This is a genomic window from Pirellulaceae bacterium (assembly GCA_019636385.1).
Taxonomy (GTDB): domain Bacteria; phylum Planctomycetota; class Planctomycetia; order Pirellulales; family Pirellulaceae; genus Aureliella.
Map to the genome: position 1 here is coordinate 244516 of JAHBXT010000004.1, position 24543 is coordinate 269058.

General features: G+C 54.5%; 16 protein-coding genes. 11 read left to right on the top strand and 5 right to left on the bottom strand.

Features of this window, described 5'->3' with window-relative positions:
• The first annotated feature begins 117 nt into the window (after positions 1-117).
• From KF752_15485 to KF752_15520, 8 genes are all read left to right on the top strand, one after another.
• Positions 118-1617: an efflux RND transporter periplasmic adaptor subunit gene (locus KF752_15485; GenBank protein MBX3422956.1), complete on the top strand. Its 1500-nt coding sequence runs from the start codon at positions 118-120 to the stop codon at positions 1615-1617.
• An 11-nt stretch (positions 1618-1628) separates the two neighbouring features.
• Entirely contained in the window at positions 1629-4832 is a 3204-nt protein-coding gene (locus tag KF752_15490; GenBank protein ID MBX3422957.1) for an efflux RND transporter permease subunit, read from the top strand.
• Between the two features lie 197 nt (positions 4833-5029).
• Positions 5030-5524, top strand: coding sequence for a hypothetical protein (locus tag KF752_15495; GenBank protein ID MBX3422958.1), 495 nt, complete (start codon positions 5030-5032; stop codon positions 5522-5524).
• Positions 5496-6653 (top strand): DUF3500 domain-containing protein, encoded by a 1158-nt coding sequence (locus tag KF752_15500; GenBank protein ID MBX3422959.1) that lies wholly within the window; start codon positions 5496-5498, stop codon positions 6651-6653. Before KF752_15495 ends, KF752_15500 begins: the two co-directional genes overlap by 29 nt.
• A 383-nt stretch (positions 6654-7036) precedes the next feature.
• A complete protein-coding gene (thiC, locus tag KF752_15505; protein ID MBX3422960.1) occupies positions 7037-8371 on the top strand; it encodes a phosphomethylpyrimidine synthase ThiC in 1335 nt (444 codons plus the stop codon).
• 219 nt (positions 8372-8590) lie between these two features.
• Complete coding sequence (locus KF752_15510) at positions 8591-10111, top strand: hypothetical protein (GenBank protein MBX3422961.1); 1521 nt, start codon at positions 8591-8593, stop codon at positions 10109-10111.
• Positions 10112-10451: 340 nt separating this feature from the next.
• Positions 10452-10652: a hypothetical protein gene (locus KF752_15515; protein MBX3422962.1), complete on the top strand. Its 201-nt coding sequence runs from the start codon at positions 10452-10454 to the stop codon at positions 10650-10652.
• Between the two features lie 637 nt (positions 10653-11289).
• Complete coding sequence (locus KF752_15520; GenBank protein MBX3422963.1) at positions 11290-11601, top strand: hypothetical protein; 312 nt, start codon at positions 11290-11292, stop codon at positions 11599-11601.
• Position 11602: 1 nt separating this feature from the next.
• Here KF752_15520 and KF752_15525 read toward each other — a convergent pair whose 3' ends face one another.
• A complete protein-coding gene (locus KF752_15525) occupies positions 11603-12592 on the bottom strand; it encodes a DUF4339 domain-containing protein (protein MBX3422964.1) in 990 nt (329 codons plus the stop codon).
• Between the two features lie 218 nt (positions 12593-12810).
• Here KF752_15525 and KF752_15530 point away from each other — a divergent pair, with 218 nt between their 5' ends.
• A complete protein-coding gene (locus KF752_15530; GenBank protein ID MBX3422965.1) occupies positions 12811-13017 on the top strand; it encodes a helix-turn-helix domain-containing protein in 207 nt (68 codons plus the stop codon).
• 161 nt (positions 13018-13178) lie between these two features.
• On the top strand, positions 13179-14342 hold the full coding sequence (locus tag KF752_15535; GenBank protein ID MBX3422966.1) for a hypothetical protein: 1164 nt from the start codon (positions 13179-13181) through the stop codon (positions 14340-14342).
• Positions 14343-14704: 362 nt separating this feature from the next.
• Here KF752_15535 and KF752_15540 read toward each other — a convergent pair whose 3' ends face one another.
• The 3 genes from KF752_15540 to KF752_15550 form a co-directional block, all read right to left on the bottom strand.
• Positions 14705-16651: an acetylxylan esterase gene (locus KF752_15540; protein ID MBX3422967.1), complete on the bottom strand. Its 1947-nt coding sequence runs from the start codon at positions 16649-16651 to the stop codon at positions 14705-14707.
• A 117-nt stretch (positions 16652-16768) separates the two neighbouring features.
• Positions 16769-18955: a polyphosphate kinase 1 gene (ppk1, locus tag KF752_15545; protein ID MBX3422968.1), complete on the bottom strand. Its 2187-nt coding sequence runs from the start codon at positions 18953-18955 to the stop codon at positions 16769-16771.
• Between the two features lie 29 nt (positions 18956-18984).
• Complete coding sequence (locus KF752_15550) at positions 18985-19965, bottom strand: ROK family protein (GenBank protein MBX3422969.1); 981 nt, start codon at positions 19963-19965, stop codon at positions 18985-18987.
• A 794-nt stretch (positions 19966-20759) separates the two neighbouring features.
• Here KF752_15550 and KF752_15555 point away from each other — a divergent pair.
• Complete coding sequence (locus tag KF752_15555) at positions 20760-22778, top strand: endonuclease/exonuclease/phosphatase family protein (protein MBX3422970.1); 2019 nt, start codon at positions 20760-20762, stop codon at positions 22776-22778.
• 661 nt (positions 22779-23439) lie between these two features.
• Here KF752_15555 and KF752_15560 read toward each other — a convergent pair.
• Positions 23440-24285 (bottom strand): PEP-CTERM sorting domain-containing protein, encoded by an 846-nt coding sequence (locus KF752_15560; GenBank protein ID MBX3422971.1) that lies wholly within the window; start codon positions 24283-24285, stop codon positions 23440-23442.
• Positions 24286-24543: the final 258 nt, after the last annotated feature.

Genomic DNA, 24543 nt, shown 5'->3' on the forward strand with positions numbered 1-24543 from the left:
TGATGCGATGTTCATCCGACTACGTTCCGACGTTAGCTCAGGTCGAACTGTCAACGGTTGTTAATGGCGAATGGTCTGTTACGCGAAGTGAACCCAAACATGCATCGTCCGCTTCCCATGAAGCAACCAACGCGCAAACGTTGGATGCAGTGGGCCCTGCTATTTTTAATACTAGCCGTTACGGGAGCCACCTGTGGCATGTGGTGGCCGGCGCTGGTCCGCCTGGTTGACCAGTCGCTAGCCCTGCGCCGCGCGACCGGAGATTCTGAGGACTCTCATGGTCATGAACATGCAGGCCACGATCATGCTCCCTCTGCCGAGTTATCGAAGCTAACACTTACCGAACAGGCTTTCAAGAATCTTGGACTGACCGCCGAGTATCTCCGACCAATCGAATTGACAGACTACCGCCGCACGGTCAGCATTCCGGCGGTGGTGTCGCCGATGCCGGGGCGAACCGAGATTCGAGTCTCGGCGCTGCTGGCGGGTGTAATCGAACATATTCACGCGGTGACCGGTGAAGCCGTGATGCCTGGCGACTTGTTGTTTGAAGTTCGACTGACCGACGAAGAGCTGGTTGCTAATCAATCGGACTTTCTGAAGAGCCTGAACGATCTACAAGTCGAAGAGCGCGAGATCGTGCGGTTGACCGAGGTCACGCAATCGGGAGCGGTGGCCAGCAAAGTGTTGCTAGACCGCCAATACACGAAGCAGAAGCTGGAAGGCCTCATCGCTTCGCAACGCGAAGCACTGCGGCTACACGGCTTGAGTGACGCACAAATCGCCGTGATTCAAAAAGAGCGCCGACTGTTGCGCCAGTTGTCGATCGTGGCACCAGAACCGGGACGACCGACCGGCGACCAGCAATTGCGGCTGAGCGGTCCGATCGTTCGTCCAACTGGATTTGTGGTCGATGATTCATGGGCAGGACCAGTCATCAACTCGTCGCGAGCCATCGCCGTTCACAAGCAATCACCGTGGATTATTGAGCGGCTAGTGGTCCAGAAAGGTCAAGGCGTCACAGCTGGTCAAGAGCTGTGCACCTTATCCGATGTGTCGCGATTGTACATTGAGGGCCAGGCGTTCGAGCAAGACATTCCAGCTATCAGCCAAGCAGTTGAGAAGGACTGGCCGCTGGCGGCCACTCTGGCAACGGCCAACGGTCAGGAGACTTTACGCGACTTGCGGCTGGCTTACGTCGCCAACTCGGTCGATGCCCAGGCCAGAACGCTTTCATTCTTCACTCACCTGCCGAACGCGATCGTCCGTGACGAAATCAATCAGCAGGGACAACGCTTTGTTACGTGGAAATATCGCGTTGGTCAACGACTGACGCTGCAGGTTCCCGTTGAAGTCTGGGAGCAGCAGATAGTAGTTCCCATCGAAGCTATCACGAAAGATGGTGGAGACTGGTTTATCTTTCAACGCAATGGAATGAATTTAGTGCGAATCCCGGTGCACTTGATTCACCGAGATCAAATTCAAGCGGTAATTGCAAACGATGGAGCGGTATTTGTTGGCGATGTTATCGCGATGCGCGCCGCGCATCAGTTGCAGATGGCGCTGAAGAATCAAAGCGGTGGCGCCATGGACCCTCACGCTGGCCACAGTCACTAGGCTCCACCACGATGCTCAATAGTCTCATCCGGTTTTCACTCCAACATCGACTGCTGGTTTTGGCCGTGGCTAGTCTGCTGGTTGGTGTTGGTAGTTGGCAGGTGTGGCGATTGCCAGTGGATGTCTTTCCGGATCTTAACCGACCTCGAGTTGTGATTATGATCGAGGCACCTGGCCTAGCGCCTGAAGAGGTCGAGTCGCTGATTACGCTACCCATTGAAACAGCGATTAATGGAGCCAGCGGCGTAGAAGCTGTCCGCAGTTCATCGAGTGTTGGCATCTCTGTGGTGTACGTTGAATTCGGGTATGGAACCGACATCTACACTGATCGTCAGATTGTCAACGAGCGGCTGCAGATGGTTCAAGACAAACTACCTGCGGGTATTCAACCTCAACTGGCTCCCATTTCGTCCATCATGGGTCAAGTTCTGATGCTGGGCATGTGGAGTGACGATGCCAGCGTTTCACCAATGGAGTTGAGAACTCTGGCCGACTGGACACTGCGGCAAAGAATTCTAACCATTCCCGGCGTTTCCCAAGTGTTCACGATGGGAGGCGAGCGCAAGCAGTTTCAGGTCTTGGTCAATCTGGATTCCATGACGCAGCTGGGCGTTACCCTGGACCAGATTGAATCTGCCGTGCAGGCCACGAACGAGAATGGTACGGGCGGATACCTAGATCGCCAGGGGCCGAATGAACTGTTGGTGCGTTCGCTGGGCAGATTGGTTTCGATCGACGACCTTGCCGAAGTCCCCGTCGCACACCGCAACGGTCGAGCCATTCTGCTGGCTCAGGTAGCTGAGATTCGCGAAGGGGCACAAATCAAACGCGGCGATAGTTCGGCCTTCGTCAGAACCGGTTCGGAACCCGCCTTTAGCGGTGGTCCCGCAGTCATTCTGACCATCAACAAGCAATCGGGTGCTGATACCCGCTTCGTAACCAATGCGATTTTGCAGGCCATCGAGGAATTAAAGCCAACTTTCCCCAATGGCGTCCACATTGAGCCGACCTATTCGCAGAAGGCGTTCATCGACCGAGCCATCGCCAATGTTGAAGAGGCGCTGCGCGATGGAGCCATTTTGGTAATAGTCATCCTCTTGCTGTTCCTAATGAATTGGCGCACGACGCTCATTACACTGACCGCCATTCCGCTGTCGCTGGTGATGACGGCTATCGTGTTTGCGGGATTTGGACTATCGATCAATACCATGACGCTCGGCGGCATCGCTGTGGCGATGGGTGAATTGGTAGACGACGCCATTGTGGATGTGGAGAATATTTTTCGCCGCTTACGAGAAAACCGCTTGGCTGGAAGCAGACTGCCTCCACTGTTAGTCGTGTTTCGTGCCAGCAGCGAAGTTCGCCGATCGATCGTCTTCAGCACCATGATCGTGATTCTGGTATTCGTTCCGCTGTTTGCACTCAGCGGCATGGAGGGCAAGCTGTTCGCCCCGCTGGGAATTGCCTACATCGTCTCCATCGTATCATCGCTTATTGTGTCGTTGACCGTTACGCCCGTATTGTCATTTTGGTTGCTGGGTGGTCAGCGCGGTGCGCATGATCATGACAGTCTGCTGCTCAGAGCAGTGAAATGGCTGGGCGCCCGGGTCATTCGCTTCAGTCTGGCATTTCCCTGGCAAAACTTAGCGGTGACGGCCTTCTTGGTGGCGTTGGCGGCTGTGTTCTTATCTAGAGTGGAACGTGACTTCCTACCTCCCTTTAATGAAGGCACCATCCAGCTGAATGTCATCATGCCGCCTGGAACTTCGCTGGCGGCATCAAACGACATTTGCCGCACTGTTGAACACTCGCTGCAGCAATTGCCCGATGTTCAAAAATTTGCTCGCCGCACTGGGCGAGCTGAACTGGACGAACATGCCGAGGGGGTCCATCTATCCGAGTTCTTGATTGAAATGGACCCGGTGTCGGAACTCTCGCGCGACCAGCAGTTGCAGGCGATTCGACAGGCCATGGATCAGATTCCCGGTATCGTGACGGCCACCGAGCAACCGATCGCTCATTTGATTTCTCACATGCTGTCAGGTGTCAAAGCACAGGTAGGGGTCAAACTGTTTGGCGATGACCTGGATGTGCTGCGCAACAAAGCTGAGCAGATTAAGGTAGCAATGCAGGGCGTTTCGGGCGTTACCGACCTGTTGGTGGAACCACAAGTAATCGTTCCTCAGTTGCGCATCGAATTAGACCGGCACTTGCTATCGCAACACGGATTGAGCGTGGCCGAAGTCAATCGCTATATTCAGACCGCCATGAATGGATCGTTGGTTTCCGAAGTGCTGGATGGGATGCGGACCTTTGATTTGGTGGTTCGCCTGCAAGACAGTTATCGCGAGGACATCGCTGGACTGAGACGCTTGCCCGTGTATCTGCCAGATGGCGGAGTTATACCTCTATCGAGCGTTGCCAAAATCTACGAGTCAGGCGGCCCCAACACGATCAATCGTGACAACGTACGTCGCCGAATAGTCATTCAGTGCAACGTTAAAGATCGGGGAGTTGTTGACGTCGTCCAAGATATTCAACAAGCCATTGCACCAGTAGTAGCAAGTTTACCAGCCGGCTATTATCCAACCTATGAAGGTCAGTTCCAAAGCCAGCAGTCTGCCAGTCGTGCTATCAGCGTATTGTTTGTGATGGCCCTGATTGGCGTGTTCTTGGTGCTCTACACCCTGTTTGGCACCGTCAATTTGTCGTTGCAAGTGATGGCTGCGCTGCCTATGGCGTTCATTGGCGCGGTCATAGCGCTGGTCATCACCGGCCAGACGATAACCATCGCTGCCATGGTGGGGTTCATCTCGTTGGCCGGAATCGCTTCCCGTAACGGAGTACTACTGCTGCAGCACTACTTGCACTTGGTTCAGCATGAGGGCGAACAGTTCACCAAGTCGATGATCGTGCGTGCAGGTCTGGAGCGCTTAGCGCCGGTGTTGATGACAGCCCTGACGGCTGGCATCGCGCTGGTGCCGCTGGTGATGGCGGCCGGTCAGCCGGGTAAGGAGATTCTTTATCCGGTGGCCACAGTCATTGTGGGTGGCGTCATTAGCTCGACATTATTGGATTTCTTCGTGCACCCCGCACTATTTTGGCTGTTCGGTATTCGTGCCGCCCAGCGTGTCTTGCAGAAATCGCTACAGCCAATCGTACTGGATGATCTGCCGGCAACAGCCACCGAACCAGCCGGTAAGCTCAGTCACTGATGCGCAACTGCTCACACGAAGCTCTACTGATTCTAGTAGCAGGCCCTCGCCAGTCGAATTTACTGCAAGTGAACCACAATGGCTGCATTCAGAATTTTTTTGGGTATCACAAAACGGGTGCCGATAGCTTGCTCGACTCACTCCACACCAACTAAATCTGACAAAGGGTCTTTCTAATGAAGATTATGGCAATTGTTATGATTCTACTTACCCTGACTGCAGTTCTCGGCTGCAATTCGGCTACTGTCAGTAGCTCTGACGTTAGCTTGCAGACTTCCTCAAGCTCAGGGGGGCATACTCATGACCACCCCAGCCACGGACCTCATCATGGCGATTTGATTGAGTTGGGCAATGAAGAATTTCACGCCGAGTTAGTTCACGACGATCACACTGTCACGATCTATATCCTGGATGGCACGGCCAAAAATAGTGTGGCTATCGACGCACCGGAGGTCGTCATCAACTTGACGCTCAACGGTCAACCTGCACAATTCAAGTTAGCTGCCAATCCTGACAGCGCCGACCCCGAGGGCAAATCATCGCGATTTGTCATCGCCAGCACGGACTTGATCGGCAGCCTGGAGCGCAGTTTTGCGCGTCCTAAGCTGGCGGTCATCATCAATGGCACAGCCTATCGCGGCGACATCAAACACCATCACGACCATGGCCACGAACATGCTCACCCACACTAGCAACCTGAGTTTTCATGCCCGTCCCCAAGCTCCTGCAGGGGGCGCAAGGCGTAATGCAATTTGGCAACGGGCCATCTGGCTGGCGAAGTTCTCGCTAGCCATGCTGCCGTGGCTAGCGGCTTCGGTATCAGCGCAAGATGCCGCCACCAAGCAGCAGGCTGCCGATCCGCAGGCCCGGCCGGTAGCTCGCGCCAACACCTTCTTGGCCACGCTATCGAGCGACGAGCGCGCCAAGGCGCTACTGCCCATTGAATCGGAGTTACGCGTCCAATGGCATTTCATTCCGATGGCCACGCGCAAGGGCTTGCCGCTGATGGAGATGAACCCGGTCCAGCGCGAAGCGGCGATGAATTTGCTTAAGTCGTGCGTCAGCCCCGCCGGGTACGCCAAAGCGAAGCAGATCATGGAATTGGAGAAGGTGCTGAAATCTCTGGAGGGCGAAGGTGGGCCAATGGAACGCAATCCGGTCAAGTACTACTTCACCGTATTTGGCACTCCGCAAGCCAACCAACGCTGGGGGTTGAGCGTCGAGGGACATCACCTGTCACTGAATTTTGTGTTTCAAGGCAATCGCATTATTGACTCGACACCACAGTTTTTTGCGGCCAACCCGGCGCAATTGAAAACCGATTTTGGTGACCTCAAGCAAGGGCTGGAGGTGTTGCGACCCGAAGAACAGTTGGCCTTTGAACTGCTGCGCAGCTTGACCGCTACACAACGTGGCCGAGCTATTTTACCGGGCGCGACGCCTAGCGAGATATATTCGGCTGGCACTCCGCAACCACCGGCAACTGAGCCTCAAGGCTTGCCAGCAGCCGAGCTGGACCAAAGGCAACGCGAGCTTCTCAAGCAACTGCTGACCACCTATACCTCGAAGATGAAACGTCGGGTGGCCGAGCAACGCTGGCAGTTGATCGAAGAGGCCGGCCTGGATCGAGTGCACTTTGGCTGGTCAGGTGGGGATCAATCGGGCAAAGGGCACTATTACGTAATTCATGGGCCGACTTTCTTCGTCGAGTTTATTAACGTCCAGCCTGATGCGGCGGGCAATCCAGCCAACCATATTCACTGCGTATGGCGCGATGCAACGGGCGATTTTGATCTGCCCCTGACTCGTCAGGCCAACTGAATCTGCTAGCCAACTGCCGATCTTCACTAGCTGGAAAGTTCCAGGCCCCTGGAGCCGTCGTGCGCTAGCGAGCGGTTTGCTGGCAGTAAACTTCGTCGACGCAACGCAGGAATTGCCGAATTTCTGGTAGCGGTAGGGTTCTCTTGTCAGCCGAAAGCCGGATAATTGTGGCTCTAACAGCCATGCTGGGTCAGCACTGGAGCGAGCTAACCCCATTCAAGTTAGAACGCTAGTAACCGATTATTTTTGGGCTAAGTTACCTGAAATTCCACAGCCCCGTGCGTCCCACCCTACAAACCTGTTAACGATCATCTAATCCTTAAGGAATATCCCGAGACTGGTCACTGGCTAGGCTCGATTCTGAACAAATTGGAGTACCGCACATGACAACTCAATTGCTACGTGCCCGCCAGGGAGAGATTACGCCGGAAATGGAATTTGTTGCTCAGCGCGAGCAGTTGCCGGCCGAACAAATCCGGAACGAAGTGGCTGCGGGCCGGATGGTCATTCCCGCCAACAAAGTTCACTTGGCTGGGCGCTTGGAGCCGATGTGCATTGGCATCGCCGCCAAATGCAAGATCAACGCCAATATTGGCAACAGCGCCGTGACCAGCAATGCCGGCGAGGAGCTGAGCAAACTGCACACGGCCGTACACCATGGTGCCGATACCGTGATGGACTTATCGACCGGCAAGGACATCGACAACATTCGCAAGCGAATCATCGAAGCTTCACCAGTGCCCATTGGAACTGTGCCTATTTATCAAATGCTGGAACAACTGGGCGGCCACATTGAAGACATGCGGGCCCAACACTTTCTGGACATGGTCGAACATCAAGCCCAGCAAGGCGTGGACTACATGACCGTACACTGCGGCGTCAAGCTTGAGCACTTGCATTTGACAACCAAGCGTGTCACCGGGATCGTCAGTCGAGGCGGATCATTGATCGCCAAGTGGATGGTGGCACATCGCAAGCAGAATCCGCTGTACGAAGCTTTTGATGAATTGTGTGACATCATGCGACAGTACGACGTGACTTGGTCGTTGGGTGATGGCTTGCGCCCAGGCTCGATTGCTGACGCCTCAGATGCAGCTCAATTTGCTGAACTGGATGTGCTGGGCGAGTTGACTCGACGTGGCCAGCAGAACGGAACACAGGTGATGGTGGAAGGCCCCGGTCACATCCCCATGCACCAAATCCAGATGAATATCGAGCGTCAGATCGAAGTTTGTGATGGCGCGCCGTTTTATGTCTTGGGGCCACTGGTCACTGACATCGCTCCTGGTTACGACCATATTACCAGTGCTATCGGGGCGGCCATGGCCGGCTGGCACGGAGCGGCCATGTTGTGCTACGTTACACCCAAGGAGCACTTGGGGCTGCCGAACGAAGAAGACGTCAAGCAGGGTGTGATCGCCTACAAAATCGCAGCCCACTCCGCAGACGTGGCCCGTGGGCGCCCAGGTGCTCAAGACCGCGATGACGCGCTATCCAAGGCCCGATTTGAATTTGATTGGAAAGAGCAGTTTCGATTGTCACTGGATCCTGAAACGGCGCAGCGTTATCATGACGAAACGCTACCGCAGGACACCTTCAAGAGTGCCCACTTCTGCAGCATGTGCGGTCCTAAGTATTGCTCGATGAAAATCACCGAAGAAATTCGCCAGATGGCCGAACACGGGGAATTGGTGGAAATCGCCGCACCGAAGAGTTAGCCGATCGTCTGGCATTGATGGCCTGGATAATGAAGGGGGGATATGTGCTAGGCGTCGTTGATGGGGCATCTGTGGTCAAGCTGCTGAAATAAGTGATCGCCTTCAGGGCAGTTTTATTGACAATCTGCCACATTCGCACGACATGGACCGTGGCGGCTCCAGCAGCCTTTGCCAATAGCATGTACCTGGAATATCAGTTATCCACGAGGAACTTCAATCATGTACCGCCGTCGCTTCCTGAATGCTCTTTCCGCTTGCGCTGTATCGGCCACCGTCTCACCGTCTGTGTTTTCGCAATCGAAGATCCAGCCAGCCGAACTTGCCAGTTATGACGCGACGGCTTTAGCAGAATTGGTCAGTCAAAAACAAATAACGCCCCTCGAATTGGTCGACGATGTGTTACGGCGCATCGACCAGGTCAATCCTCAGCTCAATGCTGTGCTGCCAGAACTGTTTGATACTTCACTGGCCAGGGCTCGTGCTCAAGAGCCATTGGGGTCAAGTGCTTTGAGTGGCGTGCCGCTTCTGATCAAGAACATCGTGCAGTACAAGGATGCGAACATCGACTTTGGCTCGCGATTGAACAAACTGTCCAATGCCAAGAACGGGCGGCCATTTAAAACAAATTCGCCATTCATGAATGCAGTTGAAAAAGCTGGCATGATCGTGACTGGCGTGACGAATGCATCAGAACTCGGCTTGATCGATAACACCGAATCATTAGCGTGGGGCGCGGCCCACAATCCGTGGAATCCGGCTTACACGACGGGCGGTTCGAGCGGAGGCTCTGCTGCGGCCGTCGCGGCGGGCATTGTGCCATTGGCGCACGCCAGTGACGGTGGTGGTTCAATTCGTATTCCTGCCTCGCAGTGTGGCGTTTTCGGCATGAAGCTCACTCGACGCCGGGAATTGACATCATTTACTGAGGGCGGATTTGCTCTGGATTTGATGGGGATCTATGCTGAGTTCTGCGTAAGCCGTACGGTACGAGATTCGGCCGCATTTTTGAATCTGGTCGAACGTAAAGACGACGCAGCGGTTGGCATGGTCCGTGGCCCATCGGACAAGCGACTCAAGATCGCCTTAGTCCTAGAGGGCTCTAATGGCATGATGCCCAGCCCCGAAGTGGAACAAGCTATTCGTGCGACCGCCAAACTGTGCGAGTCGCTGAAACACGACGTCGAAGAAATCAAGCTATCGATCAACACCGAGGCGCTGACCGATGCATTCACTGGCTATTGGGCGGCGGCTACCTTGAGTCTGGATGCTGATATCAAAAAGCTGTTGGGCGAAAACGTAGCGCGGACGGAGGTTTTGGAACCATGGACAATTGGTCTGATGGAAATCGGTCGCCAACGCGGCCTGGTAAAGATAATGACGGATGTAAAGAAAGCTTTCGACGAGGCCGCGGCGCTGTGCGAAACGTTCTTCCAAAGCTACGATGTAATCCTCTCGCCTGTGCTGCGCCACCCACCGTACCAGCTCGGTACGAACGCGCCTACACTGCCATTTGACCAACTGATGCAGCAGACGTTGGATCGTGTCGCGTACACACCGTTGAACAATGCGTGCGGCACGCCTGGAATGTCAGTGCCTTTAGGATGGACTAAGGAAGGCCTGCCAATCGGTAGCCATTTTTCAGCCTGGCGTGGCGGCGATGCGATGCTCTTGGCGCTGGCCTACGAGCTGGAGGCAGCACGTCCCTGGAAAGATCGAAGGCCAATGATATCTGTTATCTGATCAGGGGCAAAACCAACCGACGAATCATTTGCCGAATGCCCTGGTTCACCGCGAACAATCGTCAATGAAGTCAACGAAAGGTGAACCACTACCGTGGATCATGTGATGCCAGCCACGCTCTATTGATGCGATAGGATGGAGCACCCTGAAGACTTTTCCAATCACCAGCCCCGTGGGATTCGACGTAGTCCATTTCCTACGGCCAGCGCGCAATGCTAGGTGGTCTAGGTAGCCTAGCGCGATATTGATTTCTTTGGTAGACCATAGGCATGCGCGACGTGATTCTTCCTGCGAAGGCCGTGGAAGCTGTGTCGCTGCTTGGTCTACGGGAGAGCCGATCATGTCCACTGCAAAAGCAGTTCGAGTCGAACTGGTCAGTCACTACTTCGAGAGCTTGTCCGATCCGAGAAACACCAAGAACCGCAAACACAAATTGACTGATCTGATCGTGATCTGCATTTCGCGCGATTATCCGGTGCCAAAGGTCCGACAGGCACCCGGTTCACAAGGGCAAGCGAGACTTTCTGGAAAAACTTCTTGAGCTTCCCGGTGGCCTCGCCATCGCGAGATTGTATTCGCAGGTGCCATCGCGTTGAGCCTGAAGCGTTTCAGAAAATGCTTCATGCACTGGCTGGCCTCGCACATGGAGCAAAAACAGGAAGATGGTCAGCCCGGCTAATCGCCACCCGATGGCAAGACCTGTCGCGGTTCACACGATCGCTCGCAAGGACTGGGGCCGCTGCACATTGTGAGCTGCATGGGCCAGTGAACAAGGCATGGCACTTGGACAGATTGCACGCAGGAGAAATCTAATGAAATCAGAGCGATTCTAGAGCTACTGAGCAGATCGACTTGAAGAACTCTGATCGTCACGATCGACGCCATGGGGATGTCAAAAGCAGATCGTAAGCCTGCAGATCGACAAGCGACAGGGAACCTACGTGAAGTGTCAAAGCCAATCAGCTGAACCTATTTGAAACGGGTAGAAGAATTGGTCTTTGATGTACTGGAGGGAGTACGGGAAGACCTGTACTGCCGCAGCCTCCAAACCACCGATCAGTCACACGGGCGGATTGATGAACGCAGCTACGCAATGATCAAGCTGAAGCAAGATTCGCCAATCAAGAAAGCCTGGCCCTCGGTTAAAGCCATCAGCTATGCGGTTCGCGTCAGTACAGATGCCAACCAACAAGAGACATTCCAGACACGCTACTTCATCCTCTGGCCGGTTGCTGACAGTATCTGCGGTTGCTGCTGCCGTGCGCGGTCACTGGTCGATCGAGTCGATGCACTGGACGTTGGACGTAACCTTTCGCGAGGACGCGCAGCAGACCAGTGAGCGGGCCTTAGTCAACAACCTCAGTTGGCTACGACGCTTCGCTATCTCGCTGCTTAAACGCGGGCAGAAGAAGAACGAGAGCATCGTCGGTCGCATGGAATTGACAGCCTACAATACCGACATCCTTGAGCAAGTCCTTGGCGGACAATGACTTAATTACGCGCTGGCCGTGTGCCGGGAACCAGCGCTGCATGAACGCCCATGCCGATCCAGAACAAGGGAGATAACAGCAAAACGAAATCGCCAATGCTCAAATACACGATCAGCATAAACATTATCCACGCGAATCCGGCGGCCCAATGCCCTTTGTACCAAAGCCCAACTGGACCAAACAACACCCCAAGAACTGCCGCCAGCGAATCTGAGTGGCTAGTCTGAACAATCCATTCCCCACAATGCCCGCACTTTTGAGCATTGGGGGCAATTGAATTACCGCAATATTTGCAAGCCGTTTTACTCGATTCACTTACGTGCTTCGGCTGAACCGCTGCTGGAAACGTTTGGTTTTTAGCTTGAGGGAACCGCAATTTGCCGAGCCAAGTCGCTCTAACTATGAATGCACATAATGCGCTTGCAACAAAGAATGAGAACGGATACGTAAATGGATGAGTTTTTACAGGCCCACCCTTTCCTAAGCCATTCTCAATCGCTCCCTGAATGGTCTCAAGAAAAATGACGCTAAGCACAATGAACACTACAAAAAAGATCGGTGTCAAAATAACAATTGTAGTTCGTTCATTTCGAATCCGCGTCTCTTCGCTTGTTGTATGCTCCGCTAGAGTCGCAAGCTGAAGTGGCATAGCCGAAGGCGGTAATGGAGGTGGGGTAGTTGGTTCATTTTGACTATTCATAGATTCCAACTTCTCTCCGCAGTGTTTGCATTTAGACGCGGCTGATCGAATCAGTTCATCACAGTATGGACATCGCCTTAAATCCACTAGTTGTTCTGAGTCGGACAATTCTGGCAGGGCTTTCGCAGCAAAGACAAGGCCCTTCACATTCTTGATTGGCTGCCAACGTTGACTCTCGGCCGCGCGTATCTCCCAGTCGGAAGTCACAAGCCCGTCTGCAACCATCATTTTCAGAGCTTTTGAGTTAAGCGGCCCTTGTTCCAAGTCGCTGCATCGAACATACCACTGCATCGTAAACACTACCTCTTTGTTGGAACCAAATTCTAGGATTCTCGCTTTCCCATCTATTTGATCTAAGAATTTTTCAATAAGCAACCCCCGCCAAACCTTGCACTTGGTTCCAACGTCTGCCAAATTCCGAAAATCAAAGCCAATTCGCGCCAAGTCCAGACCGCGATTTAGTCTCTAAAGGTAAGTCAGCTTCATCACCAATTTTGAAAGGGAATCTAATGACCTCGACTGCAAGGACTATCGAAAAACTGATCACTACAAGCGACCTGTCTAGGGCTTTGGGCGTTTCACGAGAGACAGTCCGGCATTTGTCGATCCATGACCACCTGCCGCACGTTTTGATAGGTCGCCGACGACGATATCGGCTGGAGAGTGTCCGAAAGTGGTTGCTAGATAGAGAGTCCGCGCAAGCTGACGCAAAGTAAAAAAGTTGAAGCCAAGAGTGGGTGCTCTTGGCTTCTTTGGTTTCCCCGTGCATTGAATGAGCGGTGATAGTTGGATGGTGCCACCCACCATCTGTGACAGACGGAGCCGGGATTGGCATAATATGGGGAGTGGGAAACGAGTGAAATGATGAGTGCAAACCATGGTCAGACCCAATCGAAGCGAGCAGTTCAGCCCGGATGAAGTAGCCATCGTGCACACGGTACAGCGGTGTGTGCGCAGGGCTTTTTTGGCAGGGCAGGATCAGCAGTCGGGCAAGGATTATTCGTATCGGCGTGAGTGGATTCGTCGGCGGCTAGAGTCGCTGGCTTCGGTGTTTGGGATTGATGTACTGACCTACGCTGTAATGAGCAATCACATTCATACTATCTTGCGCAGCCGACCCGATGTGGTGGCGGGCTGGACGGATGAGCAGGTGGCGCTGCGTTGGCTGAGCGTCTTCCCAGGTCTACGGCTGGAAGAACTGCATTTGGCTCAGCCAACCGATGTTCAAGTGGCAACGCTGGTGGGCAATCAGGATGAGGTTAAAAAGATTCGGCGGCGGCTATCGGATATCTCGTGGTTTATGCGCGCTCTGGCCGAGCCGATTGCGCGCATGGCCAATGCGGAGGATCAATGCACGGGGCGCTTTTGGGAAGGCCGTTTTAAGGCGCAGCGCATTACCGATGAGGCGGGCTTGTTGGCATGTGCTATGTATGTGGACCTGAATCCGGTACGAGCCGCCATGGCCGATTCGCCTGAAGATTCGGTACACACTTCGGCCTATGATCGGCTGCAAGCCGAGCTGGGCGTGAAGATTCAGTCAACAGCTTTTGAACTACAGGCGATACCGCAAACCGATGTGGCCAAGGCACGCAAGGAAACACCGGTCCAGCAGTTGCGGAAGGCGCGCCAAGCCAAACGGCGTAGTCCGACAGGCCGCCGAGTGCTGCGCGATAGCTGGTTATCGCCATTGACGATGGATGATCGAGTGTTGGCTCAGGATGCACAGACCAGTAGGACGGGCCTGCGAGCCAGCGACAAGGGGTTTTTGAATATCAGTTGGAGGCAGTACCTGGAGCTGTTGAGCTGGACGGCCAGACAGCGGGTCAAGGAGTTTACCGAAGCGGTGCCGGAGTCGCTAAAGTCGGTGCTGAGCCAACTGGGTATTGAAGCCTCGATGTGGCGGGACCTGGTGTGGAATTTCAAGAGGTACTTTGGCAAGAGCAGTTGTGCCGGTTCGCCCGGTTCGATGTCGGCAGAGGCTGAGCGTCATGGCAAGCGTTGGCATCGCGGTCAGGCTCAGGTGCGCGAGTGTTTTGCGTAGTGGCTGAATGTTCCAACCGGGGTGCGCGTAAAAAGCCACTTTGAAACGTTGAGGCGCAGAGAGGATGCTGGCCTGATATTCTCGGCGCTCTCAGCGTCTTTGCGTTTTATAGTATTGCGGCCGTGGCGGTGCCGCGTTTCTGATTGGACCAATGAGTCGCGCTGCGTTGCCGTAGGATTGATGATATTGCTGGAAATACTGGCAGTGCACTTTTGGTACTTTGGAAGCAGTGCGCGGGTGGCGTTAATCAAGGCGTGCGTTTCAGGTCTGCAGCGTTGCACTATGCCCTAAGCACTAAGATGATGCTTGAGAGCTTGGGCGGTTCGGATGTTTGAGCCTGCCGCTCTGCTGATGGCAGGAACCTACTGGCTGCGTAGTTTCGCCAAACGTGCAAAAGCGGTGGTGTCGGTTTGATCGGACCACTGGGGAGCCTGTGGCAAACAGGCGACCAAGCCAGGAAAATCGCCGTAACGCGCCGCTCCCGGAACAAAGACCGCATCGCGAATGTTTGTGACCTGAGCAAAACGAAAGTCGCCACCGCTTAAGTTGAGACTCAATTGCGGTGGAGTGCTGGCACTTGGCTCTTTAGCCAGTTCGAGGGCACAAAACGTGGCAGCAGCGGCCAGCGCAGCGCTGGTGCCGTGGCCGCTGATGTGCACCGTTTGGCCGGGATGCTGGGCAGCGAGTTCCAACAGACTGCGAGCCAATCCTTGTGACTGCTGAGTGAATTGGCAATGGTTGTAGCCGTAGGTATATCCAGCAGCCAACCGCTTGTAGTTGACCAACTCTTGCTGCTTGGACTCGGGCAGGTAACTCCACCGCTGCTCGCCAACTTGAATTACGATTTCATCTGTGGTTTCAGCCAAGGCGGGATTTAGTTGAACAGCGGATGAGATCAGCGCGTGGCCAGTGGTCAAGCCTAATACAACTCGCCAGCCATCTCGCAATGTCTGAGCCAATTGCTGATTCTGCTGGCGATCACCGACTAACATGCCGTTCAGTTGAGCTTCGATCAAATCGGCCCAAAACTTCAGTAGTCGTCGTTCGAAATCCTCACCACCCGCAGGCGGTGGGTGCTGATCGTCCCAGACGGTCAATTCCTCTTGAGTTAGCCGCCGAAAATCAGTCTCCAATATGGGCTTGGCCAATCCCAGCCGTAGATGATCGCTCATCCAGCCATACATGGCCACGCGACTGACATGATTGTAATTGTGTCCAAAGTGCAAAGCTGGAAACAAACCAACCTTGTCTTTATGACCAAACAACTCGTAGACCTGTTGCAACTGCGGATAGCCATCGACGGCCATCGTTCGTGTCCAGTCATCAGCGGCGGTCAGCCCCATCGGTCTGGGGGCGATCAGTGCTGCCATCTCGACGTTGCCTGTGCCTGTACGCAATAAGCTGCAGTTTTCGCAGGTACAGCCACCTTGCATGCCGGTACTGACCATCACCGCCGGAAAGACAACGGCAATTCGCGGGTCGATGGCGGCTGCGATAAACGATTGTGTTCCGCCACCACTGGCACCGGTAATGCCGATTCGGGCTGCATCCACTTCAGGCAGCGACAACAGCATGTCGACTGCGCGCTGTGTGGCCAGTGTCTGCAAGCCCATGATCGACTGAGTATGCAATTCGGCTGAGGGACTGAACAGCAGCCAGCCGTCGTCAGTCACTTCGTGCTCCGGTGACTGCTTGGCGAACCCGTGTGCCCGCGCGAAACTGATTTGACGGCTGTCGGCATAGCCCAGCATATCGTACAAGTAGACGACGCAGCCCATGCGAGCCAATTGCACGCAGCGAGCCTGAATAGGATTGATGGCTGCTGACTCGAACCGCTCAGCTCCCGAAGCCAATTGTTGCGGTACATCGCTGGCCTCGTAAAATCTGCCGTTGGCCCAATGGCCGTGTGGACAGAGGATTCCCGGTACCTTACTGCCGGCCGCCACGGTTGCGGGTCGAAACAACGATCCGGTAACGTACAGTCCCGGCAGCGATTCGAACACGCATTTTTCAACGCTGTAGCCATCCAGGTCGCGACGGCCATAAATCTGTGGCCTGACCGAGTCCAATTCTGGGGCAGGCAGCAATCCTAAGGCGACCCGCAGTTGCAGGTTCAGGTCTGCCGCCCGGGTTTGCCATTGCGACAATGACTGCGGGGGCACAAACGGACAGTGCGAATCCAAGTTGCGCAGCGAAACTCGCTCCACTGCCGCTGCCCAGCCGGGCAGCAGAGTTAGCAATAGCCCCAGCAGGCAGCCCTTGACCATGACTCTCGATCCGTACTGCGAACGATGCGATATCCTGTGCACGAACATATCTGACCTCTGCGAAACCACTCAACGCGACAAACTGTTCCTAGAACACCAGGCCCCTCGATCAACCATTGTAGACCAACTACTGGCCAATCGCCGAGCCGGACAAAAAAATCAGTCGATCTGCTGCGCCGTGGGTTGGTGAGGTTCGAAAATGGTGCGTCTCATCCGCTCAGCTTCTCTCAAGGTCTCTGCGGCCAGCTGATGTAAATGCTGCTGGACCCGGAAGGGAGCTGCGTCGCCTGGCTGCAGACGCTGGTAGCTACCATCGGCCTGTAGGGCCCAGGCATTCTGATTGTCCTGGAAGTAAGCGTCCAATGCGCTCATGCAGGCGCGTTTGGCATCCAGGTCATCAATGGGCACTAACAATTCCACGCGTCGATCTAAATTGCGCGGCATCCAATCTGCCGAGCTAATAAATACCAAATCTTCTCCGCCGTGACAAAAATAGATCAGTCGCGAGTGCTCTAAGAACCGATCCACGATGCTAATTACCGAGATGTTATCGCTCAAGCCTGGCACGCCGGGCTTGAGACAGCAGATACCGCGAATATTCAGTCGGACTTCAACACCGGCCTGTGACGCGCGATATAGACCTTCAATCAGCGCGGGATCGACCAGCGAGTTCATTTTGGCCACGATCCGCCCGGGCGCACCCTGCTCTTTCCTGTCGATTTCGGCTTCAATGAGACTTAAGAGTCGATGGCGCAATCCCAGCGGAGCAGCTTCGATGGCCGAGAATTTTTGCGGTTGGCTGTAACCGGTAACGGCGTTGAAAAACGAACTGGCATCCGCACCTAGTTCCGTATTGCGAGTCAGCAGGCTTACGTCGCTGTAGATGCGCGCGGTCACTTCGTTGTAGTTACCGGTCCCGAAGTGTGTGTAGCGCACGATTCCTTGAGGCTCCCGGCGAACAATGACACACACCTTGGCGTGTGTCTTGAGATGCTTGACGCCGTAAATGACTTGCACTCCCGCCCGTTCCAGCTCTTGAGCCCAGGCGATGTTGCGGGCTTCGTCAAAACGCGCCTTTAGTTCGACGATCACCGTAACATATTTGCCGCGCTCGGCAGCCTTGCGCAGCGCGGCCACGATGGGACTGCGACGGCTAGTACGATACAACGTCTGCTTGATAGCCAGCACATCAGGGTCTTCGGCAGCTTCCTCAATCAGCCGCACGACTGGTTCAAATGTTTGGTAAGGATGAAAGAGCACTACATCCTTTTCAGCTAACGTACTGAACATCGAGTGTGTAGGGTCGACTTGCGGACTGCGTTGCGGCGTCCAGGGATCGTCGCGCAAATGATCGAATCCATCCAGCGAGGCCAGTTGCATGAGTGCCGAGAGGTCCATCGGATCGCGGGCCTTGACGACGCGATAAGGATGTACATGCAACGAGAATCGCAGGAATTCCACCAATTCCGGCGGAGCGTCTTCGACGACCTCCAGCCGCACATAGTCGGCGGTTCTGCGCTGCTGCAACAGGCCTTTCATTCCGTGCAACAGGTCTGCTGCGCTATCCTCTTGCAAACTCAAATCGGCATTGCGCGTAATGCGAAACGGAGCAGCTGCCAGAATCGTCTCGTTGGGGAAGTACAGTCCGGCAAAATGGCAAACCAGGTCTTCCAGCAGCGCGTAGGCAAAGCCGCTATCTGAGGGCATGGTAATCAGCCGCGGCAACACACGCCCTAAAGGAATAATGGCATATCGATAGGGCTCGTTGTCAATCGCATCGTCGGTCAGCGAATCGCTGTGCGCATCCCAGCCAGCCGGCTGAGATGCGTCGCCCGCCTGATCCGTCACTCTGGCTCGCTGGACACATACGTACAGCTCGTGATTGTTCAGCAGCGGAAAGGCATCAAATCTCGAGACGGAAATTGGCGACAAGACGGGCAGTATTTCCTCGTCCATAATCCGCGCTGCGGCATCGGCATGTCGCAAGCCAGCCGTCTTCATACGCACGCGCACGATACCGCTAGCCGCCAAAGTCGGCTCGATATCATCCACAAAAATCTGATACTGTGCGTGCAGCATCTGGGCGATACGCTCACTGACAGCCTCCAGTTGTTGCTGCACCGTCATGCCCGACGGATCTGTCGACGCTAAGCCTGCCTTGCGCTGCAACTGCAATCCGCCCACGCGCACCATGAAAAATTCGTCTAGATTGCTGGCGGTAATCGCCAAGAATTTTAGACGCTCCAAGGGTGGAACTGCGGCGTGAAGCGCTTGATCAAGCACACGTTGGTTGAATTCCAACCAACTGAGTTCACGATTGATGTACTGTTCAGGATTCAGCGGCATGATGTGCCAGTGGTTGCCTTCCGACGTGACTACGTTTTCCTGTTGGCTTTGTTGTTGGTCATCTTCGCAACCCAAGACGCACAGCCGACCACGCCTGCATCGTCCCCTAGTTTAGCAACGCGAATGTCAAATTGATCTCGATAACACTCGAACACGCTGGACTTGGCCACGCTGGATATTTGTCTCAAGAACCGATCCGGCATCGATTCAATCAACCCACCTCCCAACACCACGCAATCGGGACAAATCAGCAGCACGACGTTGGCGATACTGTAACCGATGATTTCACATGCGGCACTGAGCACGCGCTCAACCTCTTTGTCTCCAGCGGCGATGGCCTCATAGATCGTCTTGCTGCGAATTGAACTTAAATCGGTACCACTTTGCTTAAACAGATTGGGGGCTTGACCGCGATAAGCCAATTTTGCCAGTTCGCTGGCGATTGCCAAACGGCTGGCTTCTGACTCCAAGGTTCCATTCATGTTGCTGCCTGATGGCCAATGTGAGTCCGACAACTTGATATGCCCAATCTCCATACAACTCAGATGTTTCCCTCGCAAAATCTGCCCATCGTAAACACAGCCACCGCCGATACCGGTCCCGGGAAATATGCCAACCGTTGTCCGCGATCCAGCTCCCGCACCCGCAGTGTATTCTCCGTAGACTCCAGCATCGACATCGTTGATGACTTCGACAGGGCAGCCAAATCGTTTACTGAGCAACGGTCCAATCTTGACGTTCTTCCAACCTAAATTGACCGCCTCGCGCACGACGCCTGTATCCCACTCGACCGGCCCCGGGCAACCAATTCCGATTCCAGACAACTGAGTCGACGCCGCCCCAACTTCTGCCAGAGTCTTGCTGATCGTGTCACAAATGCGTTCTACGCCTCCATCAACACCCAGCTCTTGTCGAGTTCTTCGCTTGCGCTCGGCTACTTTTTTCAGTTTGTCATCGAACAGAGCGCACTGCATTTTGGTACCGCCCAGGTCAAAGCCTAACCAGTACATTTGGGGAGCTGCCGACGGTGGAGCTGGGTCGGCAGTGGCGTCGACCACGGGATCGGTAGCCGATTGCGGTTCTACAGGCGGCTCAACTTTTGCCATGATGACTGATTCCTCTTAACGTAGTCTAATTGACATGCATCGACCCGAATTCTTTACGGACTCTGGACACGCCTCTACAAGAGCCCATGATTGGCCGCTTGGCTGCACCCACGTGGTGTGGCAACCTTCGGCGGCGGCCTTGAGATTGCGCATATCAAACTGAAGGGTCTCAAATTGAAGAGTCAACGAATGTCTCACTTTCGGGGTTTTCTGACTCACGCTCGACTCTTGGTGCTACTCATGCTAGTGCTCGATTCGTGTGTTTCGATTACCAACGCGAGCGCCATTTCACCCGAGTAGCCGTGCAATGCCGGACCGACTATCACTACTCCATAATGCTTCTGCAAGATCATGCCATTCCGCCCTGGCTAACACAGTTCTCCCTGGCTAACACAGTGGGGCTGATTTGACAGGTGTGCGGTTGCCACTAAAATTGGGCGATGTCCTGGTCGGCGCTGGCCGGAGGAAACCGATTCGTGGAGTAGCAGTTTAGGATTTTTCTTTCATCGCAACAGTGGTTGTCGGCCACCTCCGTATTTGGAAAGGCACAATCCGTGCTGCATCGAGTCACCCCGGACGTCGGTCGCCAGAGTTACCGTGCCCCAAGTTCATCGCTGTTCTGTCTGCTAGTATTGATTTTCGCAGGTTGGCTGGAGCCGAACGCGTCTGCTCAATCAGCCATCTCGATAGACGGCTCCATGACTGACTGGAGCAGTGTCCCCGTGCTCTACAGCTCGCCGCCCGGTACTGGTCAGCCTGGACAAATCGACTTTGGACAATTGCAAGTCACCAACGACTCCCAGTATCTGTTTCTGCGAATTGAACTGGGCCAGGAAATCATACTTCAGGAAACCAACTCGCTGCAACTGTTGATCGACAGCGACATGAACCAGTCCACGGGCACGTTCTTTAATGGACTGGGAGCCGAGCTGATATGGAGCTTTGGCAACCGTAGCGGTACAGCGCGGCTCAATAATCAAACGACCACCGTCTATCGATCCGATATCGGCCTGCACACGGGCCCCACCGTTAGCAGTTCGGTATTCGAGATAGCCATCGACCGCTACACTCAGGTCAATGGACTACCGTTGTTCATTGGCCCGACCATGCGCATCGCTTTTCGTAATGGAACTTCGGGGGACCGAATACCGCTGACCGGTCAGACAGTGTCCTATACGATTCAACCCGGTATTGTGCCTATTGACCCGCTGCCGCTGGACCGGTTGGATGCATCCGATCTGCGAATTATGACCTGGAACGTACTGCAGGACAGTCCTTGGGATGCCACGCAGAACCCACGCTTCGCGCGGATTGTGGCGGCGACTAAGCCAGACATCATTTCCTTTCAAGAAATCTACAGCAATTCTGCTTCGCAGACGGCAGCCAAGGTTGCGAGCTGGTATATCCCCAGTTCTCCGCCTAATGTGTGGAATGCGGCAGAGGCGTTTGATTGCAAGACGCTAAGTCTGTACCCCATCGTGGGCTCGTGGAACCTGTCTGGCAATCATGCTGCGCTGATTGATACAACCGCCAAACTTGGCAAGCAACTGCTGTTGATCAATGCACACTTGCCATGCTGCAGCAACGACAGCCAGCGTCAAGCGGAAATCGATCACATTCTGTCGTTCATTCGCTCTGCCAAAGCGTCTGGCGGCGTGGTGACTCTACCTAGCGAAACACCAATTATCATCACCGGTGACATGAATCTCGTCACGCATGCCAGCCAACTCGAAACACTGCTCACCGGTCAAATCGTCGATCAAGCGACTTATGGACCAGCATTTGCGACGGATTGGGATGGTGGCCCATTGGTGAATATCATGTCGCGGCATACCGACCAGAGAATGGGGTACACGTGGATCAGTCCTACGTCTCGCTACGCGCCTGGCATGTTGGACTACCACATTTATAGTAGCTCGGTGCTTCAAGCGGCACATCACTTCATCGTCAACACCCAGGCCATGAGTACTGCGCGATTGAATCAGTATGGGTTGCAATGGAACGACTCCTGGGCCTCAGATCATTTGGCCTTTGTAGCGGACTATCGCCTGCCCGCTCCGCCGCCGGGAACGATTGCGGGGCACTATATCTACCACTGGGGCTGGTCCGGCCAGTCCCCCAACGGACAGTGGGACGCTATCGACACCCAGAAGACTCTGGCCAAACAGACCTCCAACCCTCAGACGCTGGGGCTAGACAACGTGATCAGCACCGCCTCGGGTGTCAGCGGCGTGGTGTTTGACCTTGCCGGAGCCTGGGAACCATCAAACCTGAGCGTGAATGACTTTGTGTTTCAAATGAGCCCTCAAGGAATCTTTGACACGGAAGTCAATCCACCATCTGAATGGACCAGCGCTCCAGCACCCATTGCGGTAAACGTCTATCAAGGCGAACCGACGCGCGTGTTGATACGCTGGACAGCCGCCGCCATCCAGCGTCGATGGCTACGAGTCACCGTGTTAGCCAACGAGCGAACGGGGCTGGCTGAACCGGAGATTTACTATATTGCCCAGTTGTGCGGTGAAATGACAGGACCCGAACTAGGCGTTTACACAGTATCTTTTGCAGACATCAATGACATCCGCAGTAACATTGGGCAAACAGTGGATGCGTCCAGCTCAACAGACATCGACAAGAACGGCACCATCTCGTTTGCTGACATCACCGCCATGCGCTCTAATATTTCGACACAACTATCAAATATTACCGTCCCTTAGCTGGACGGTGGCTTGATTTGGAAACACGGTTACCCGCACGTTAAGAAGGGCCTGTATCACGGCGAGCAGGTGCATCATCCGCTTATTTTGCAACAGCCTAGTGGTCGGACTCTGCTGGTAATAGTGCCCTGGTCTCTAAGATCTCAAGACTCGTCATACGTGTTTCTCCGACGGTGCCTCGCAGAAATGGTCGCTCCGGCGGCCCGGACACAGTTGTGGTAGCCTGTCAGGATGCGGCTACAGTCTGTACTTTCGAGCCCACAATCCCGCCGTGCTGAATCTGCAGTCGGGCGACGGCGGTCAATTTACCGCTTTATCGCCCAGCCGTCCGGGATGCTGGATCAATATGATTTCCGCAGCCGGCCGGCTCCTGGTTCCAGAAGCCAGCGCAAGCTGCGTATGCCTGTGCCCAATTCAAACATCGATGGCCTTTGTACCCGTATTTGCCGATGAACCAACAGACCAACGAGCGTGGCTGGACGAGGTGCTTCCGTACGACATAGTTGCGAACACAGTGTACGGGTATTGACCTGCCTGGCGGACAAGCAAATATCCAATTCTGACCATTTTGCCTCAGAAGACCTGCACTTGCCAACATTGTGCGCCGACAACCATTGAATGAGGTCTGTTCTTAAGCACACGAAGGCCCGGCCTTCAATTATTAGCGTTGACGTCGGCGGCGCAGACCGCTGGCGGCAAGCATACCGATCAGCACAAGGCCGCTGGAGGCAGGCTCAGGGACCTGGTTAAACCGAAACTCGAACTGGCCCGAGTCGGTGGCTCCACCCAGAGTTTCGAACTCGCTCAATATGAACCGAGCAAAATACGTTCCCATAGGTGCCGCCTGATCGACAAACATAACTGGCGTAAAGTCCATAAGTGAGGCTGAACCCAGCGCCACACTGTCACCTGCATTCTGAAGCAGAATATTCCCCAATTGATCGGCGACCTTCAGCTCAGGCGAAATACTATGCAAGTGCAGCCAAATGTTATTGCCGCTGATTGGGGTGTTCCAGCGTCCACTCGAGCTGTTGAACAGAACAAGTTCCGGGTCCCCCGGATTAAAACTCGATAGATGGTCCACGGCACGGATACGGAAATCCCATTGCTCCTCGCCTGGGGCTCCAAATCCACTTCGGTTCTTGCCAGCAAAGGCACCTGTCCCAGCTACCAGATCGAAGGCCGGACGGTCCTCTGGTAGAAAGAACCCATTGGGCCATGCTCGAACCTGTTGATTTGGTTGTGCTCCAGTGTAAACGTAGCTACTTTTTGCATGATAGTGGCTGCCATGGCCCAGCAATAAGGTCAGCCTGTTGAAGTTTGGATTGGGCAGTCCGTTGTAAGCGCCGGATGTAAAAACAGCCATCTTATCACGTCCGATGAAGTAGGTTTCCACATCATCCAGCCCGGCAGCCAGCGAACTGCTGCATGTGCAGACTGCGCCAACCAGGGTCAGTAGCCCCATAGCCATGCAACGGAATTTTGCCTTTGCTTCTCTCAAATTCATGATCTCTTGACCTTCCTCAAAGTTGAAAAACATGGTTGCCACGCAACGTCGCCACGCAACCGGACTCGCATAATAACGCACACTGACTGCATTTGCAATAGAGTTGCAACTGCACATTAGATTTTAGCCTGTTACACCTGTAAATCTCAGGAGCCTAGGCACTTGCGTCCCTTGTGAGGGCGCGTATACACCCAGGCTGTACATCCATCGGAACGCGACCTTGCCGCCCAGATGAGAGGGCGGGTTATCTGGCTGACG

Coding starts and splice junctions, on each gene's coding strand:
- KF752_15485 (MBX3422956.1), top strand. CDS start 118: ATGAAGCAACCAACGCGCAAACGTTGGATGCAGTGGGCCCTGCTATTT.
- KF752_15490 (MBX3422957.1), top strand. CDS start 1,629: ATGCTCAATAGTCTCATCCGGTTTTCACTCCAACATCGACTGCTGGTT.
- KF752_15495 (MBX3422958.1), top strand. CDS start 5,030: ATGATTCTACTTACCCTGACTGCAGTTCTCGGCTGCAATTCGGCTACT.
- KF752_15500 (MBX3422959.1), top strand. CDS start 5,496: ATGGCCACGAACATGCTCACCCACACTAGCAACCTGAGTTTTCATGCC.
- thiC (MBX3422960.1), top strand. CDS start 7,037: ATGACAACTCAATTGCTACGTGCCCGCCAGGGAGAGATTACGCCGGAA.
- KF752_15510 (MBX3422961.1), top strand. CDS start 8,591: ATGTACCGCCGTCGCTTCCTGAATGCTCTTTCCGCTTGCGCTGTATCG.
- KF752_15515 (MBX3422962.1), top strand. CDS start 10,452: ATGTCCACTGCAAAAGCAGTTCGAGTCGAACTGGTCAGTCACTACTTC.
- KF752_15520 (MBX3422963.1), top strand. CDS start 11,290: ATGCCAACCAACAAGAGACATTCCAGACACGCTACTTCATCCTCTGGC.
- KF752_15525 (MBX3422964.1), bottom strand. CDS start 12,592: ATGCAGTGGTATGTTCGATGCAGCGACTTGGAACAAGGGCCGCTTAAC.
- KF752_15530 (MBX3422965.1), top strand. CDS start 12,811: ATGACCTCGACTGCAAGGACTATCGAAAAACTGATCACTACAAGCGAC.
- KF752_15535 (MBX3422966.1), top strand. CDS start 13,179: ATGGTCAGACCCAATCGAAGCGAGCAGTTCAGCCCGGATGAAGTAGCC.
- ppk1 (MBX3422968.1), bottom strand. CDS start 18,955: ATGCCGCTGAATCCTGAACAGTACATCAATCGTGAACTCAGTTGGTTG.
- KF752_15550 (MBX3422969.1), bottom strand. CDS start 19,965: ATGTACTGGTTAGGCTTTGACCTGGGCGGTACCAAAATGCAGTGCGCT.
- KF752_15555 (MBX3422970.1), top strand. CDS start 20,760: ATGACTGACTGGAGCAGTGTCCCCGTGCTCTACAGCTCGCCGCCCGGT.
- KF752_15560 (MBX3422971.1), bottom strand. CDS start 24,285: ATGAATTTGAGAGAAGCAAAGGCAAAATTCCGTTGCATGGCTATGGGG.